This window comes from Pseudoalteromonas luteoviolacea (assembly GCF_018100925.1).
GTDB lineage: Bacteria > Pseudomonadota > Gammaproteobacteria > Enterobacterales > Alteromonadaceae > Pseudoalteromonas > Pseudoalteromonas obscura.
The window spans coordinates 1-13,646 of sequence record NZ_JAGJEH010000009.1; the positions used below are offsets into that span (position 1 = coordinate 1).

At 40.8% G+C, this 13,646-nt stretch carries 22 protein-coding genes and 1 pseudogene; 12 read left to right on the top strand and 11 right to left on the bottom strand.

The window, feature by feature from the left end; all coding sequences use genetic code 11:
• Positions 1–263: 263 nt before the first annotated feature.
• The 4 genes from J8M00_RS19210 to J8M00_RS19225 are packed head-to-tail and all read right to left on the bottom strand — an operon-like array spanning position 264 to position 3,061.
• Positions 264–1,904 carry a hypothetical protein gene (locus tag J8M00_RS19210; RefSeq protein ID WP_247687477.1) on the bottom strand — a complete coding sequence of 547 codons (1,641 nt, stop codon included), beginning with the start codon at positions 1,902–1,904 and terminating at the stop codon, positions 264–266.
• Entirely contained in the window at positions 1,904–2,404 is a 501-nt protein-coding gene (locus J8M00_RS19215; RefSeq protein ID WP_211012118.1) for a DUF1804 family protein, read from the bottom strand. The genes J8M00_RS19210 and J8M00_RS19215 overlap by 1 nt, the downstream gene beginning before the upstream one ends.
• On the bottom strand, positions 2,404–2,655 hold the full coding sequence (locus J8M00_RS19220) for a hypothetical protein (RefSeq protein ID WP_211012119.1): 252 nt from the start codon (positions 2,653–2,655) through the stop codon (positions 2,404–2,406). The genes J8M00_RS19215 and J8M00_RS19220 overlap by 1 nt, the downstream gene beginning before the upstream one ends.
• Complete coding sequence (locus tag J8M00_RS19225; RefSeq protein WP_211012120.1) at positions 2,645–3,061, bottom strand: glycoside hydrolase family protein; 417 nt, start codon at positions 3,059–3,061, stop codon at positions 2,645–2,647. Before J8M00_RS19225 ends, J8M00_RS19220 begins: the two co-directional genes overlap by 11 nt.
• 203 nt (positions 3,062–3,264) lie before the next feature.
• Here J8M00_RS19225 and J8M00_RS19230 point away from each other — a divergent pair, with 203 nt between their 5' ends.
• The 3 genes from J8M00_RS19230 (at position 3,265) to J8M00_RS19240 (ending at position 4,607) form a co-directional block, all read left to right on the top strand.
• Positions 3,265–3,669: a type II secretion system protein GspG gene (locus J8M00_RS19230; protein ID WP_211012121.1), complete on the top strand. Its 405-nt coding sequence runs from the start codon at positions 3,265–3,267 to the stop codon at positions 3,667–3,669.
• Between the two features lie 112 nt (positions 3,670–3,781).
• Positions 3,782–4,267: a hypothetical protein gene (locus tag J8M00_RS19235; protein ID WP_211012122.1), complete on the top strand. Its 486-nt coding sequence runs from the start codon at positions 3,782–3,784 to the stop codon at positions 4,265–4,267.
• Between the two features lie 4 nt (positions 4,268–4,271).
• Complete coding sequence (locus J8M00_RS19240; protein ID WP_211012123.1) at positions 4,272–4,607, top strand: hypothetical protein; 336 nt, start codon at positions 4,272–4,274, stop codon at positions 4,605–4,607.
• Between the two features lie 49 nt (positions 4,608–4,656).
• Here the strand turns inward: J8M00_RS19240 and J8M00_RS19245 are convergent.
• Positions 4,657–4,848 (bottom strand): annotated as a pseudogene (locus tag J8M00_RS19245) (hypothetical protein); the annotation flags it as partial.
• A gap of 135 nt (positions 4,849–4,983) precedes the next feature.
• Here J8M00_RS19245 and J8M00_RS19250 point away from each other — a divergent pair.
• On the top strand, positions 4,984–5,415 hold the full coding sequence (locus J8M00_RS19250) for a hypothetical protein (protein ID WP_211012125.1): 432 nt from the start codon (positions 4,984–4,986) through the stop codon (positions 5,413–5,415).
• Between the two features lie 126 nt (positions 5,416–5,541).
• Positions 5,542–5,904 (top strand): hypothetical protein, encoded by a 363-nt coding sequence (locus J8M00_RS19255; protein WP_211012126.1) that lies wholly within the window; start codon positions 5,542–5,544, stop codon positions 5,902–5,904.
• A gap of 204 nt (positions 5,905–6,108) precedes the next feature.
• Here the strand turns inward: J8M00_RS19255 and J8M00_RS19260 are convergent, their stop codons facing one another.
• Positions 6,109–6,525: a Mor transcription activator family protein gene (locus J8M00_RS19260; RefSeq protein ID WP_211012127.1), complete on the bottom strand. Its 417-nt coding sequence runs from the start codon at positions 6,523–6,525 to the stop codon at positions 6,109–6,111.
• On the bottom strand, positions 6,518–6,709 hold the full coding sequence (locus J8M00_RS19265; RefSeq protein WP_211012128.1) for a hypothetical protein: 192 nt from the start codon (positions 6,707–6,709) through the stop codon (positions 6,518–6,520). The genes J8M00_RS19260 and J8M00_RS19265 overlap by 8 nt, the downstream gene beginning before the upstream one ends.
• A 97-nt stretch (positions 6,710–6,806) precedes the next feature.
• Here J8M00_RS19265 and J8M00_RS19270 point away from each other — a divergent pair.
• Positions 6,807–7,885, top strand: a protein-coding gene (locus tag J8M00_RS19270) for an IS3 family transposase (protein ID WP_211012129.1) whose coding sequence is annotated in 2 segments (ribosomal slippage) — positions 6,807–7,059 and positions 7,059–7,885 — 1,080 coding nt in all. Because the reading frame shifts where the segments join, the coding sequence is not laid out codon by codon here.
• Positions 7,886–7,990: 105 nt separating this feature from the next.
• Here the strand turns inward: J8M00_RS19270 and J8M00_RS19275 are convergent.
• Both J8M00_RS19275 and J8M00_RS19280 read right to left on the bottom strand, forming a co-directional pair.
• Complete coding sequence (locus tag J8M00_RS19275; protein ID WP_211012130.1) at positions 7,991–8,707, bottom strand: hypothetical protein; 717 nt, start codon at positions 8,705–8,707, stop codon at positions 7,991–7,993.
• Between the two features lie 171 nt (positions 8,708–8,878).
• A complete protein-coding gene (locus tag J8M00_RS19280; protein ID WP_211012131.1) occupies positions 8,879–9,331 on the bottom strand; it encodes a hypothetical protein in 453 nt (150 codons plus the stop codon).
• Between the two features lie 147 nt (positions 9,332–9,478).
• On the opposite strand from J8M00_RS19280, the gene J8M00_RS19285 reads away from it, so the two are divergent.
• The 5 genes from J8M00_RS19285 (at position 9,479) to J8M00_RS19300 (ending at position 12,654) form a co-directional block, all read left to right on the top strand.
• The gene (locus J8M00_RS19285) at positions 9,479–9,976 is read left to right on the top strand and encodes a hypothetical protein (RefSeq protein WP_211012132.1); all 498 of its coding nucleotides are present in this window, start codon (positions 9,479–9,481) and stop codon (positions 9,974–9,976) included.
• 225 nt (positions 9,977–10,201) lie between these two features.
• Positions 10,202–10,702, top strand: coding sequence for a type II secretion system protein GspG (locus J8M00_RS19290; protein WP_211012133.1), 501 nt, complete (start codon positions 10,202–10,204; stop codon positions 10,700–10,702).
• A gap of 371 nt (positions 10,703–11,073) precedes the next feature.
• Positions 11,074–11,208 carry a hypothetical protein gene (locus tag J8M00_RS28495; RefSeq protein WP_282099831.1) on the top strand — a complete coding sequence of 45 codons (135 nt, stop codon included), beginning with the start codon at positions 11,074–11,076 and terminating at the stop codon, positions 11,206–11,208.
• A gap of 176 nt (positions 11,209–11,384) precedes the next feature.
• Positions 11,385–11,711, top strand: a complete 327-nt coding sequence (locus J8M00_RS19295; protein ID WP_211012134.1) for a hypothetical protein — start codon at positions 11,385–11,387, stop codon at positions 11,709–11,711.
• Between the two features lie 421 nt (positions 11,712–12,132).
• A complete protein-coding gene (locus tag J8M00_RS19300) occupies positions 12,133–12,654 on the top strand; it encodes a YcxB family protein (protein ID WP_211012135.1) in 522 nt (173 codons plus the stop codon).
• Here J8M00_RS19300 and J8M00_RS19305 read toward each other — a convergent pair.
• On the bottom strand, positions 12,625–12,996 hold the full coding sequence (locus tag J8M00_RS19305) for a hypothetical protein (protein ID WP_211012136.1): 372 nt from the start codon (positions 12,994–12,996) through the stop codon (positions 12,625–12,627). The genes J8M00_RS19300 and J8M00_RS19305 overlap by 30 nt on opposite strands.
• Positions 12,993–13,232 (bottom strand): hypothetical protein, encoded by a 240-nt coding sequence (locus tag J8M00_RS19310; protein ID WP_211012137.1) that lies wholly within the window; start codon positions 13,230–13,232, stop codon positions 12,993–12,995. Before J8M00_RS19310 ends, J8M00_RS19305 begins: the two co-directional genes overlap by 4 nt.
• A 62-nt stretch (positions 13,233–13,294) precedes the next feature.
• On the opposite strand from J8M00_RS19310, the gene J8M00_RS19315 reads away from it, so the two are divergent.
• Entirely contained in the window at positions 13,295–13,630 is a 336-nt protein-coding gene (locus J8M00_RS19315) for a hypothetical protein (RefSeq protein WP_211012138.1), read from the top strand.
• Positions 13,631–13,646 lie beyond the last annotated feature (16 nt).

The window sequence follows — 13,646 nt, forward strand, 5'->3', positions numbered from 1 at the left end:
ATCATTGATGACAATATCACCCGAATTATCCCCTGCAATTTGAATCACAGTTGAGTTATCAGTGCGTGCTGTTTGGAATACGCCGCTTAATTTTTTGAATAGAGATACTATCAACGTTATATCCTTGTATTGCTTTACAATACAACTCTACTCAACTGGATACTAAAAGCAATGCAAACATGAAAGATTTAATGCGGAAAGGTTTCAACTCACTTTGGAATGTCTAAAAGCAAATGTATTTTTGTCCAAATACGAAACGCGCGTTACATTAAATCGTAATGGTGGTTGCTTTGTTTCTCGGGCCAGTTTTCTAACTCATCCATAAGTAATCGACTTCGACGGGTATGAAAAAGAATCTGTGAGGGTTCGTTGATCACAAAGGGCTCTAAGCCCTCGATGCGCTCTTCTTGTGGTACGGTTGCCGTGATACCTCTCAGCGGTAGCGCCACGCCCTCGTCTAGTGCATCTTTGATGTAGGTTTGGCGCATAAAATCAAAGGCGTTGTTGTTCTCAAAGCCCCACACCAAACAGTTGTATTCAAGCTGCAGCTTAATCAAATCTTTCAACAGGCGGCTTGGGCCGCGAACTTTTCGGCTTTCATATTCTAGGTGCAATTGCCCTAACTCTTTGGCCCAAAAACCAACGAGTAAAGCACTGGGGTCGGCGCTGGCTGTTTTGCCCATACTCGGGTCACATGCCCCATACGGTGTCCACAGATTTAAACGGTTAACCCAAGTCTCAAAGCGATAAAAGATCTGCTCTTCGTCAGACTTGGCTATGCCTTGCATCTCGCGGTTAAATTCACGTTTGTTCGATGCTCGCATCGCCATCAAATCATAGAGAGAACGCACGCTTGGCCAGCTGGTTTTTGCGCCTTTAGACATGCGCTTTTTGTTCTTAATCCAAAATTTAAAGCTGGGTTTATCTTCAAGGGCGACTGCTCTCCCTTTACCTGCGGCTTGCTTCTCAAACTCTTTGTCTTTATACAGCATGAGCTCACGACATTGCTCCCATAGCTCCATGTTTTCAGGGAGCTGTGATATGGCTTTAAAGCGATGCACGATATGGCCTGCGGCGTGCTCAGCTCTTGATATTGGGTCATCATTGTTAAGTACGGTATTTACGCCAAGGAATTTAACCCCTTTACCTGGCGGGCCAAGGTATTGCACGGCAGCTTCTAAAAATGCCCAGCGATTGTCCCTTTCGGTTGCAGATTTGGCCTCTTTATCGGTGATGATGTCATCAGACAAAAGTAACTTTGGACGGCTTGCACCGTGGAATGCGCCTCGAACTGATTGTTCCGACCCACGGCTTTCAAAGCGCACGCCTTGAGGTGTCGCAAATTCACCTATTTTCCAAAGTGGTGACTTTGCGCAGACTTCAGGAAAGTCCAACATCAGGTTGCCATTGCTCAATAACTCAGTTTTAACCACTTCTAGTGTCTTGGCGGGCATCTTTGCTTCAGCACCAAACAGAATGACAAAGTCGATGTAAATATTGGGTTTGGTCATGCCCAGTTCTTCACATACGGCTTCATCCTGTAGCAGTGCCAAAACCGCGATATATACCGGTGCGATTTTTACAGCTAGAGTGGATTTACCTTCACCACGGGGGGCAACAAACCAATGCTTCCAGTAGTTGTCGAGGTCAATGGCCTGAGGAAACCAATCCATAAAATACTGCTGGAATTCACTTGGCTTTTGTCCTTCATCAAGCCACATATGATGGGGGAAATAGGTATAAACAAAGAACTCAAAGTCGCCGCCTAATACGCGTTGTCTTCGCTCTAATATGGCCTCGGGGCTTGGGTCAATATCACGTTGCTTGGCTTCGATATCAATTCTCAGCGCTGACGTGATTTGCTCTAATTCTTCTAAGAACTCTTTGTTACTGATATCAGCCATTAGTCATCCAGCATGCTGCTTAATTGAGGGCCGAAGGCGGTTAGAATCTCTACTAACTGCGGTGCATAGTCAGGGTGATATTTAGATACAAAGGCCGCTAGTTTTTTCATGACATCAGCGGCAATGGCACGCTTTTCAATGGACTTATTACCGCCACTGAGCTTCATGATTTTTGTGTACATATCGCTAAGTTGATTGAGTACTTTGATACGACCATCAATAGATAGCCCTTCGTCTTGTTTGATGAGCTCAAAGGCCGCATTGGTCTGTATGGTAAATTCTTCTATAAAGTCTTGGGTAAATTCACCTGCCGGGCCAGTCGCTTTGCGTGCGGCTGCCCGGGCTAAATCCCAATCATCGCCGGTCGCTTTGGCTTCGCTTTTCCAGCGCCTCGCTGTGCTGTCTGCGACTGTGTGTTTAATAGCAGCTACAGACAGTGCCAAAAGCTCAATCACATAGCTGTGCCGCACCGCGTTCTTTTTATCTTCCGGGTGTGCCATTAAGCGCCTCCACCCAGTTTTAGCACTTCAGCAGCCATAGCTACAATGAGTCCCGCGCCACCACCCAAAGTCGCGATTTTAATTCGGTTATGTGTGACCTTTTCTTCAACCTTTTCGACACGCACTTCAATGCTATCGACGCGCTTTGTCAGGTCGGTTTTGATATCTGTCACTTCTTTTAAAATCGCAGCTTGGGTCGCTTGAATTTGACCTATGGACTGAAACAACTGATTCTCTTGTTCAGGCGTCATACCATTCCCCCGTCTTCATCTGCTCAGCCAACTGGTCTGCGCGTTCACCAACTTGCACAGCCCAGCGGCTATCAAACATTTCAATTGCAGCGGTATCCCAATGTCCTCGCTCTACGGCGGCTAGTGTCTTCTTGAAGTTGAGCAGTCCATGAATACCGAGGTTAAAGGCCATATTGATGAGTACGGCTTTGCGGGCGGGGTTACATTTTGAGGTATCGATATGCTTTTCAACTTGGTCAGTAAAATAAGCGATGTCGTTGTTGAGTAAATATTGGATCTCGTCGTCAGTCAGGCCTCTTTGCTCAAGGTTCCTGCCAACGCCTATCGATTGGTAGCCACCAGGGCAAACATACACTTTATGCTCGCAACCTTCATGGCCAATCAGTTGTTGTTTTAGTTTTTCCATGCCATTTCCACATGTGGTTAATCACATGGCTAGTCTGGCAAATTAGGAGTGGGAAATTAGGTGTAAAATGTTTTACGGTGCTTCATTATCGAAGCGATATATTAGGCTAAATCAAAACTTAGTTTTGTTCAATCACTTCATTTTCAGTTCAGGAGGCTCTAATTAATGTACCGTTGGCTTTTAACTAGGAGTAACAGGTACTCATGAAAGTACTACTGATAGGATTCTTTATATTTATTTTTTGGTTTTTATTTTCGATTATTTACTCAGGAAGGTGTGCCCACCATACATCAGCTGTGTACAAGACCTCTCTAGATATTACAATTTTATCTGAGGCGGTTAAGTTATACAGGCTTGAAAATAACTCGCTACCAAAATCTCTCCAAGACCTTGCGCCAAAGTACGCTTCAGAAATACCAATTGATGTCTGGGATCAAGACTACATTTATGAATCCACTTCTGATGACTACAAAATATCTTCACTTGGGTCAGACGCTGTTAAAGGTGGAATAGGTGCATCTACAGATATCCATTCAGATATGACAGAGGAAGAACTTGAAAAAATAGTAGAGAGTATAGACAGACCAATTTGGGGCTGTAATGATTAACTTGTTACGGTGAATTGTGCAGGGAAATTAGGTGTCTTTATTTTTTTAATCCTTTATCGTACTTTAAATCGGTAAAACACCAACAAAGGACATATTTTAAATGAGGTTTAAAATGCTTAGATTAGTTAGCTTTTTTCTACTATTTTCATGCAGTTTAAGTGCTAAGGAATCGAAGCTGATAGGTTCGGGCTCTAGCTCATATCATGTACAGCACTATATTGCCAGCCCGATTAGTTTAAATGATCTACTTTTAAATGAAAGTGAAGGTGGTTTGCATAGTGTACGACTATTGTGTTGTTTCGGTGAGGAGAGTTTTATTGGTGAAGTGGTTAAGTATTATGAAGATCACATTCCCAGTGAACTAGAAGTAGCATTAAAATCCTCAGGTAATTTGCACAACCCAGCTCTATCCCCCTTAAAAGAACACTTCAAAAATGCAATTAGGTCTACTTCAGAGTACCGTCTAATAGATAAAGCCTTAAAACAATACAAATATGAAATAAAGTCGATATGGTTTGAGAAGTTTACTTTTCGCAAGGGCGAACTGTATGCAGATATTAACTTTGAAATTTTATATGTCGACAGTAAGGAAGATTAAACTTGTGATCAACTTAAGCCGCGACTACCCCGTGCTACCACTGATTATTTTGCTAAGTATCGTATTCGTAATTAGCTTTTCAGAATTTTGGGCCATTGCCATAATTCAAAGCCCTGAAGTTTTAAAAAACTATAATTTTGGTTCAGAAGCGATGGTATATTATGGAGGTGAAAAATATCGTTCAGCTTCTACCTATTCTGAACATCATCTCGCACTTGCTTTGATTACTCTATCGTGTATTGCAGCAATAGTGGGTGTAATGGAAAAGTGTAATTCTCACAAAGTATTCAAGTCTTACTTATTGGTAGCTGTATTTTCAGCTATTTGGTTATTGGTATGATAACAATGAAACCAGCCCCCACACCTAACAACGAAGGCTGATCACAAACCTACAACGTCAACTCCATTTGCTTATGCGCATCGCCAACTAATATCGGTGCGCCGTTCGCTTCGGAGGTCACTATTATGTTGATCATTTGTCTGGTCAACTTATAGCGGCGAACCAAATCTTGGACAGAAGCGCCCTGCTTAAATTCCTCTCTCAATTTAATGTTCCGCAGCTGAATCATTATTTTGTCTAGCTTTGGGAAATGGTGATATGTAGCAACATGTTATTATTTATGTTAAAACTGGACCAATCAGATAAACGACCCAGCTAGTGTAGAAAAACGACCAATTGGGTCGATATTAAATTGTTGTGCTCTTCGGGAATTCGGATGAAATATTTAAAAGGGTTTTTTCTACTTGTTATTATTAATCTTGCTTACGCAGGTGAGCTAGATGAAAACAACGGACCATCGGAATATTATCATCAGAAGCTTCATGCGGCTGAAGAAGCTTATCTAGTTCGATATGAGCGAGTTAATTACACACCCAGTGTAAGTAATGGTATTTATCATTCTAAAGATAAGCTAGAAATATCGGCAGTCATTGAACTGGTTTTCAAAGGACAGAAGGCAAAAAATGAAAAAATTCAGTTTTATCGGATTTATGACTCAGATGCCAGTAAAAACTTACCAGCTAAAGGTCAACGGTTTATAGTGTTTTTTGATAAATTCAATGGAAAATCATCAATAAACCCACAGGATCCAGCTTCGGTATGGGTTCACTCAAAAAAGATAATTAAGTTCCTAAGTGAACATAAATAGAATAAGAACATAACAAGTACCTAAACCAAGGGACGCAAAACAGCAGGCTTGCGCTCCTTCGTCGCTAATTTTAGCCTGCTATTTTGCGCCGGCTAGGCAAGCGTTATATGCTTTTTAAGGGCTAGGATGATAAACAAAAGTTCCGTGGTTGCTTTCTTGTCTACAATGATTGTTAGCTTATCTGTAAATGCTAAACAGGTTGAGCAAGAAATGCAGTTAAAAAGGTCAAGCGAAAATAAAAATGAGTTTATATTTAGTTGCGGTGCTCCTGGCCTGTGTAAAGCTTGCTTCGAATTTGACGACGATTCCTCTAAGTTGCTATCTGAACTCACGGATACAAAAGTTAAAACTACAATTGATGTAAGTTACACTTTTGGGTTTGCATCAGGGGCAATGCTAACGCACGTAAATGGAAATAAAGTAAAAATTGTTAAGCCCGTTTGTATTTCCAAATATTGTGACGTTGCCTTATTGTGTAAAAAAACATGACAATCGCATCAAGTGCGGACGTAAATAACTACCGTTTCTGGTACACAGCTGCCCTTCATCTCTAACGCGTTTATGTCCAAAATGAGTTAGAGCGGGAGTTTGCTTTCGAACATTTTTATCTACGCGAAAATAAGATCTGATAGGCCATATTCAAGAATCAATAAAACCAGCCCCCACACCTAACAACGAAGGCTGATCACAAACCTACAACTTCAACTCCATTTGCTTATGCGCATCGCCTACTAATATCGGTGCACCATTGGCTTCGGAGGTCACTATTAAGTTGATCATTTGTCTGGTCAACTTATAGCGGCGAACCAAATCTTGGACTGAAGCGCCCTGCTTAAATTCCTCTCTCAATTTAATGTTCCGCAGCTGAATCATTATTTTATCTAGCTTTGGGATTTGGTAAGTACTGCCAGCATGATTACTAAGCGCCCTTGCCATATCCACGCTAAACCGCTTACAAAATTCGTGATTAGGCGTTGGTTTGTCGGGAATAAAAAACAAGTTGCCCTGCTCTTCACTTAAGGCGTTTACTGCGTCATCCAGCCCCATAATTTCCACAAACAACCGCAAACCATGTGGTAGCAAAGATGCATCCAATTCATCCTCAGCCATCGTCTAATTCCTCTAAAAGTTGCTCAATGCTGAACTCATTTGATGCGGCCTGCATTTCTCTTGTTTCATCCCATTTAGTCCTAAGCTTGCCAATACGCTTAATACTTGGCGGTAAGTTGTCGTACTCGGCCTCTTCATATAGCGGTCTGTCGGGGTTGATCACGATAGATTCACCTCTAGGCATGATTCGTCTCCTTACGATGTAGCCATTGTGTAACTCCCCCATAAACTGAAACAGTTCATAAGTAGAATTTCTCTTAATATAAGAAGGAAATTTTACGATGCGAAAAAGTAAGTTCACCGAAACACAGATAGTCAGCATGATCAAAGAAGCTGAATCAGGTGTGCCTGTACCGGAAATATGCCGTAAACATGGCGTTGGTCAAAGTACATTTTATAAGTGGCGTTCTAAATATGGCGGGATGGAAGCTTCTGATGTGAAACGTTTAAAAGAGCTTGAAGATGAAAATCGCAAGCTAAAAGATATGTTTGCGACTCTCAGTTTAAAACACTCAATGCTCGAGGAAATCATCTCAAAAAAGCTGTGAAAACAAGCAGACGCAGAGCTTGGGTCGAACACTTACGAGCGCGGTTTGAGGTTAGCGTAGCATTTGCTTATGACGTAGCGGGTTTAGGTCGAAGCGTTTATTACTATAAATGTAAGCGACCATCAGATGATGATGTGATTGATGCTTTGTTAGCGCTTGTTGAGCGGCACCCTAGGTGGGGCATGCCAAAACTGTTTAAACGACATAGGCATCAAGGCAAAGTATGGAATAAAAAGCGCGTTGAGCGAGTGTATAACATGCTTAAACTTAACCTTAGACGAAAAGGAAAGCGCCGTGTACCAACACGTACACCGGAGCCATTAAGCGCACCGAGCAAACACAATGACTCGTGGTCGATGGATTTTATGAGCGATGCGCTCAACTATGGACTTCGCTTTAGAACACTGAATATACTGGATGATTACAACCGCCAAGCGTTAGCGATTGAGGTCGATACAAGCCTCACGGCTGAACGCGTTATTCGAGTGTTGGAACGGGTCATTGCATGGCGCGGAAAACCGAAACAAATTCGAGTGGATAATGGTCCTGAATTTACATCGAGCGTTTTGGAAAATTGGGCTGCTGAAAAGTGCATAAAACTTGAGTTTATTAAACCTGGTAGTCCATATCAGAACGGTTTTGTTGAGCGATTTAATCGCAGCTATCGAGAAGAAGTATTGGATTTATATCTGTTTGAATCACTTCAGCAAGTTCGTGACATTACAGATGAATGGTTAGATATTTATAATTATGAACGGCCTCACGATGCACTAGGAGATCAAACTACAATGAGCTATCTTAAGGCAGCATAATTCTACTAATGAGCTGTACTAAAACTGGGGTAGTTACATATTTTTAATACTCTATTATAACGTGAAATGTAACGAATGTTCGTATTTACAATAGGAGTTAGAAGTTCATAAAATGCTCTTGATTATATCGCCAAGCTCTTCGAGCTCAATATTTGCAACTAAGTTTCGCCCTAGGAATGGACAGATTATGAGAGTAGGTAACCTCCTAGCTTTAAAGATATAGATTTCGTTTTTACCTTTAGATAACTTAAAACGCTCATCACTGAGCATTTCAGGCTCGCCGTTACCCCAAAACGCCATCTTGTACTCTTCTAGAAAGCGGGTTCCAAAACATACGATTACACTAGGTTTATATTGTTTAACTAGTGAAGCAAAAAGCTTAAATCGATTGTTCGAGCAATGAGTCTGGTAATGGTACTTTATTTTGGTATTTGTAATTGCTATGTGCTCTTTGTCCCAACTTTGAAGGTCATTGCAGGGTAGAGGAAATAAATTCAGCTTAAACTCATTAGAGTTACTATTACAATAATGGTCTTGCATGTATTCTTTGTAAGCCCCTTTGTAGTCTAAGACTCTACAAATTATCTTCGCAATTTTTTGGTCGAACTGCCATTTATAAAAGTTAGGGTTTTTCCTTTTCCAATCTGGAGATAAGTAAGGTACTGATAAAGTGTTCTCACTATATGTTGGACGAGTTACCTCTAAAGTTATAGCTTCATCTTTACCTGCCCATTCTAACCCTGAAAACCACAGTTTTGCGTTTATGTTTCCGCCATCCATACCTGCTAGAGACGTTTCTAACCGTTTATAAAAGCAGTTCATTTTTCATCCATTCTTATTTTGTCTTCATGTGTACTTTTGTGATTGATAAAACCATAAAGCGCCTCTAGGAGCATAAGGCTTATGTTAGGCTGCTGTTTGTTTAAACAAACTTCGTGATTTTTAAAACGCTCTCAACCTGCTTTAAAGCCATAGTAAAAGTTACCAACACAATTACTTTAGGCCCTGAAGGAGTTGATGTGATAAGGCTTCCAGTTCGTCGATTTCCCAAGTCTGTTTTTCGTTAAGACCAAAATGTTTGCAGGTTGTATTAAGCTCTTTGATCACTTGTTGCTCCCTGTCGTTTAGGTTGTCCTTTTCTACATTTTCAATTGGGTAATGTTTTATTTCCCAGTTTTGTTTGTGTGCTAGGGCTAACACTAGGTGCACGTATCGATAGCGCAAATTGCTAGGCGATTGAGGTTCACCATTGCGTTTTGTCTTTGGTCGCCTAGCTTTGCCATCTAAGATTTTGGCGACATTTCTGCGATACTCATTTAAGCGAGACTTTTTAGATGCTTTACCAATGTAATTAAACTCTGCTTGTCCAGTATTGATACAAATATGGTAAAGAAATGGGTGCTGAAGATTGACTTTTTTGGGGTTAGTCCATTTGTAGATTTTCATATCACGTATTGAATTCTTATTTGTGCTAAGCATAATAGTTACACAAGTTAGAAGCTTTAACCAACTAATATGTAAAACCTTTTACGCCTAATTTTCTACTCCTCCCCCGCTATTCTGAGCTCATTGATTCAACGATGAGCACCCACAATGGAAAACACTGAGTTTGACTGGTACGAGATTTTTACTGCTGGCACCCACACCGACTCAAATGGCAATACACAGGAGTTTACTGCCGCAGATTTAGACTCTGTGGTCACAAACTTTATACCTAAGACTAGCCCTTTGGTGATTGGCCACCCTAAAACCAATGACCCTGCTTGGGGTTGGGTCAGTGACCTAAAAGTCGAAGACGGTAAGTTGTTTGCCAAAGCCGAATATGTTGCCACTGAGTTTGCAGAAGCTGTCGAAGCAAAGCGCTACCCAAACCGCAGCGTGCGTTTAGAAGGCGAACCAGGTAACTACTTTTTAGGTCATGTTGGCTATTTGGGCGGCAAGCCCCCTGCTGTTGCTGGCATGCCTTGGCAATTCAATGAAGAGTCCAAAGGCGCAGTTTTTGAGTTTGCTGCCAGTAAACGACGTGTATACCTATCGATTAACCACCAGGGCACATATAAACTTTTCGTTCATACCCTTCATGGCCAATGAACTGTTGTTTTAGTTTTTCCATGCCATTTCTACATTTGGTTGATCACGTGGCTAGTTTGGCAAATTAAGGTCGGGAAATTAGGTGTAAAATGTTTTACGTGGCTTCATTATTGAGGCGATACATTAGGCTAAATCAAAACTTGGTTTTGTTCAATCACTTCATTTTCAGTTCAGGGGGCCCTAATTAATGTACCGTTGGCTTTTAACTAGGAGTAACAGGTACTCATGAAAGTACTACTGATAGGATTCTTTATATTTATTTTTTGGTTTTTATTTTCGATTATTTACCCAGGAAGATGTGCCTACCATACATCAGCTGTGTACAAGACCTCTCTAGATATTACAATTTTATCTGAGGCGGTTAAGTTATACAGGCTTGAAAATAACTCGCTACCAAAATCTCTCCAAGACCTTGTGCCAAAGTACGCTTCAGAAATACCAATTGATGTCTGGGATCAAGACTACATTTATGAATCCACTTCTGATGACTACAAAATATCTTCATTTGGGTCAGACGCTGTTAAAGGTGGAATAGGAGCATCTGCAGATATCCATTCAGATATGACAGAGGAAGAACTTGAAAAAATAGTAGAGAGTATAGAAAGACCAATTTGGGGCTGTAATGATTATTTTGTTACGGTGATCAAGGTTGCTGCAAACGCCTATCGATTTATAGCCTCCAGGGCAAACATAAACTGTATGCTCGCATCCTTCATGCCCGATTAGTTGTTGTTTTAGATTTTCCATGCCATTTCCACATGTGGTTGATCACATGGCTAGTTTGGAAAATTAGGGGGAGGAAATTAGGTGTAAAATGTTTTACGGTGCTTTGAAGTAAAGCCGATATATTAGGCTAAAGTAAAAATCTGGCAGCCGCAACCCTCGTTTTTTGAGAACGTTGCTTTCCAGCTCCCCCTGTAGTCATGGAAACGACCAAATGGGTCGTTTTATATATTTAGTAAAACACCATGACCATAAAATGGTGATATATAGCAACATGTTATTATTTATGTTAAAACTGGACCAATCAGATAAACGACCCATAGGGTCGATATTAAATTGTTATGTCCACCGTATAATCAAATAAAGGAAGTATTATGAAAGCAAAAACTAAAAAAATAGTGGCATACGCAGCCGTAGTTGTCGTACTAGGAAGTTTGGGGTTCTATGCGTCAATGGAAGACTACCAAAAACAGAATATGGCTAAACTATTCAGCCAAACGTTTTCTTAAATTCGAAATTGATAGTTGTTGAAAATGATAGTTTCAACTTCATTCAGAAGGTTCTCTTTTGAAGTGAGTGAACATAACAAGGCGCTAAACTCGCTCACTTCGTTCGCTGGTGCAATAACACTGCGGTGCTTCGCACTTTACCGCAGTATTATTGCCCGTTAGCTGTACAGGGAAACATGGTTAATTCATCGAACTTCAGAGACAAAATCATTACTGAAATCTCAATTAAATATGATTGGGATGGAGCATTGCATTCGGCAATGATCACAGTAAGAGAACGAAACGGTCTCGAAGAAACTTATAGATTAAATGGCCTACTTGAGTTCAATATATATGACGACTTTGGCACCATGGATATTTCTCAAGTAAAAATAATTAATCTTGGTGAACAAATCTATCTTTCTCTAGATCCATTTGATGAATTAAGTAGAAATGCTGATTACGATAAAGACAATATGTGGTACCTTTTTACAAGTATCGAAATTTGTGAAAGGTACAGCTAACAAGTCAATCAAGTCGGACGCCTAACAGTTGGCTTTGTTCATGCCTCACAAATTTTAGCCAACTATAGCCAGCAATTTTACGCCGCTTAGCAATGCGTTAAGAGCGACCGCTTCAGGCACACAGCTGTCCTTCATCTTTCAAGAATGAAAGAAACCAGCCCCAACACCATCGCAAACCTACAACTTCAACTCCATTTGCTTCTGCGCATCGCGTACTAAAATCGGTGCGCCATTGGCTTCAGAGGTTACTATTAAGTTGATCATTTGTCTGGTCAACTCCATTGCAAACTAAAATTCAGAGTAAATGCAAATAACAAGTTAATTGAGGCATAAAATAATAGGCTTGCCGCAAGGCGGCAGTGTAGCCTATAATTTTATGCCTATTATTAAAGCGATATACATATATGGATATTCTCTGCTAATGATTAAAACTGTAACTATTACAAAGCAAGATTACTTAGGTTACTCAGACTTTGTTGTAAAGAGGCTTTGCACTCCTAAAAATCAAAAAAGCTCTGGCTTTCTCAGAAATATGATTATTTGGTTTCTTTTGACTGTAATTTTTTTAGCAGTTTTCCAAATCAAGTCAGTTAGCTTTTCTGATTTTCATTGGCAATCTGCATTGATCACAGCGATTCCATTTTCAATATTCCTTGTTGTGTTTCTCTACAACATTAATAAAATAAAAAAACTCTCAATCCCAAATGAAAATGGCGTAATGATTGGTGAAAAAACAATAGAGTTCCAATCAGGTGGCATAAATGAAATACACCATCTAGGTAGTTGCTTCTATAAGTGGGATGCAGTTGAGGCAATTGAAGAAAATAAAGGTGACCTATACATCTTTGTTGATAAATTGATGGCCCTAATTATTCCGGCAAATTCATTTGAAAGTGAAGCCGAAAAAGACGAATTAAAGGCTCTTGTTCAAAAATATGTATAACAAGTTGCTCAATTTCGTTCGTCTACTCACTTGGACGCTTCGCGCAAGTAGCGTTACCATTGTCCGATTTCTGGCACTTCGGCGACTGTCAGATGAAAACTCATTCAAGTAAGAATCAAAGAAAACAGCCCCCGCACCTAACAACGAAGGCTGAGCACAAACCTGCAACTTCAACTCCATTTGCTTGTGCGCATCGCCAACTACTATCGGTGCGCCATTGGCTTCGGAGGTCACGATTAAGTTGATCAATTGTCTGGTCAACTTATAGCGTCGAACCAAATCTTGGATAGAAGCGCCTTGCTTAAATTCCTCTCTTAGTTTAATGTTCCGCAGCTGAATCAAATCTTGTCTAGCTTCGGGGTTTGGCAAGTACTGCCAGCATGGTGACTAAGTGCCCTTTCAATATCAACGCTAAACCGCTTACAAAATTCGTGATTAGGCGTTGGCTTGTCGGGAATAAAAAACAAGTTGCCCTGCTCTTCGCTTAGTGCTTTTACCGCGTCATCCAGTCCCATAATTTCTACAAACAACCGCACACCATGTGGTAGCAAAGATGCATCCAATTCATACTCAGCCATCGTCTAATTCCTCTAATGACTCTCATTCTGGGCGCTACTTACTGTATTCGCTGACGAATTCAGTGGGCACATCTACAACGGCGCATAATAAAGCGATTGATTATGCCATTACCTGCATGCCTCTAGGCCCCTCATCTAGTATCACCCACACTACGATTAGCCATACCGCGCCGAGCAATAACAGCAAAGGCGTCAAAGCGCTCCTCTACTTTGTGGTGCGAAACAATCAGGTGTTTATCAACTTTGCGTACACCCAACTCATTCACAACGGTTCTAATTGGGGCGACGACAACACGGTTCTTATGATTGATGGCCAACAAACACGGTTAGATGCTAATGGCCAAGAGGTTTTATATGGTACAGCTCAGTTAGTAGAGCCATTAGGCTGGATTAAGTGAAAAACAGTTTGATTTA

Coding starts and splice junctions, on each gene's coding strand:
- J8M00_RS19210 (WP_247687477.1), bottom strand. CDS start 1,904: ATGGCTGATATCAGTAACAAAGAGTTCTTAGAAGAATTAGAGCAAATC.
- J8M00_RS19215 (WP_211012118.1), bottom strand. CDS start 2,404: ATGGCACACCCGGAAGATAAAAAGAACGCGGTGCGGCACAGCTATGTG.
- J8M00_RS19220 (WP_211012119.1), bottom strand. CDS start 2,655: ATGACGCCTGAACAAGAGAATCAGTTGTTTCAGTCCATAGGTCAAATT.
- J8M00_RS19225 (WP_211012120.1), bottom strand. CDS start 3,061: ATGGAAAAACTAAAACAACAACTGATTGGCCATGAAGGTTGCGAGCAT.
- J8M00_RS19230 (WP_211012121.1), top strand. CDS start 3,265: ATGAAAGTACTACTGATAGGATTCTTTATATTTATTTTTTGGTTTTTA.
- J8M00_RS19235 (WP_211012122.1), top strand. CDS start 3,782: ATGCTTAGATTAGTTAGCTTTTTTCTACTATTTTCATGCAGTTTAAGT.
- J8M00_RS19250 (WP_211012125.1), top strand. CDS start 4,984: ATGAAATATTTAAAAGGGTTTTTTCTACTTGTTATTATTAATCTTGCT.
- J8M00_RS19255 (WP_211012126.1), top strand. CDS start 5,542: ATGATAAACAAAAGTTCCGTGGTTGCTTTCTTGTCTACAATGATTGTT.
- J8M00_RS19260 (WP_211012127.1), bottom strand. CDS start 6,525: ATGGCTGAGGATGAATTGGATGCATCTTTGCTACCACATGGTTTGCGG.
- J8M00_RS19265 (WP_211012128.1), bottom strand. CDS start 6,709: ATGCCTAGAGGTGAATCTATCGTGATCAACCCCGACAGACCGCTATAT.
- J8M00_RS19275 (WP_211012130.1), bottom strand. CDS start 8,707: ATGAACTGCTTTTATAAACGGTTAGAAACGTCTCTAGCAGGTATGGAT.
- J8M00_RS19280 (WP_211012131.1), bottom strand. CDS start 9,331: ATGAAAATCTACAAATGGACTAACCCCAAAAAAGTCAATCTTCAGCAC.
- J8M00_RS19285 (WP_211012132.1), top strand. CDS start 9,479: ATGGAAAACACTGAGTTTGACTGGTACGAGATTTTTACTGCTGGCACC.
- J8M00_RS19290 (WP_211012133.1), top strand. CDS start 10,202: ATGAAAGTACTACTGATAGGATTCTTTATATTTATTTTTTGGTTTTTA.
- J8M00_RS28495 (WP_282099831.1), top strand. CDS start 11,074: ATGAAAGCAAAAACTAAAAAAATAGTGGCATACGCAGCCGTAGTTGTC.
- J8M00_RS19295 (WP_211012134.1), top strand. CDS start 11,385: ATGGTTAATTCATCGAACTTCAGAGACAAAATCATTACTGAAATCTCA.
- J8M00_RS19300 (WP_211012135.1), top strand. CDS start 12,133: ATGATTAAAACTGTAACTATTACAAAGCAAGATTACTTAGGTTACTCA.
- J8M00_RS19310 (WP_211012137.1), bottom strand. CDS start 13,232: ATGGCTGAGTATGAATTGGATGCATCTTTGCTACCACATGGTGTGCGG.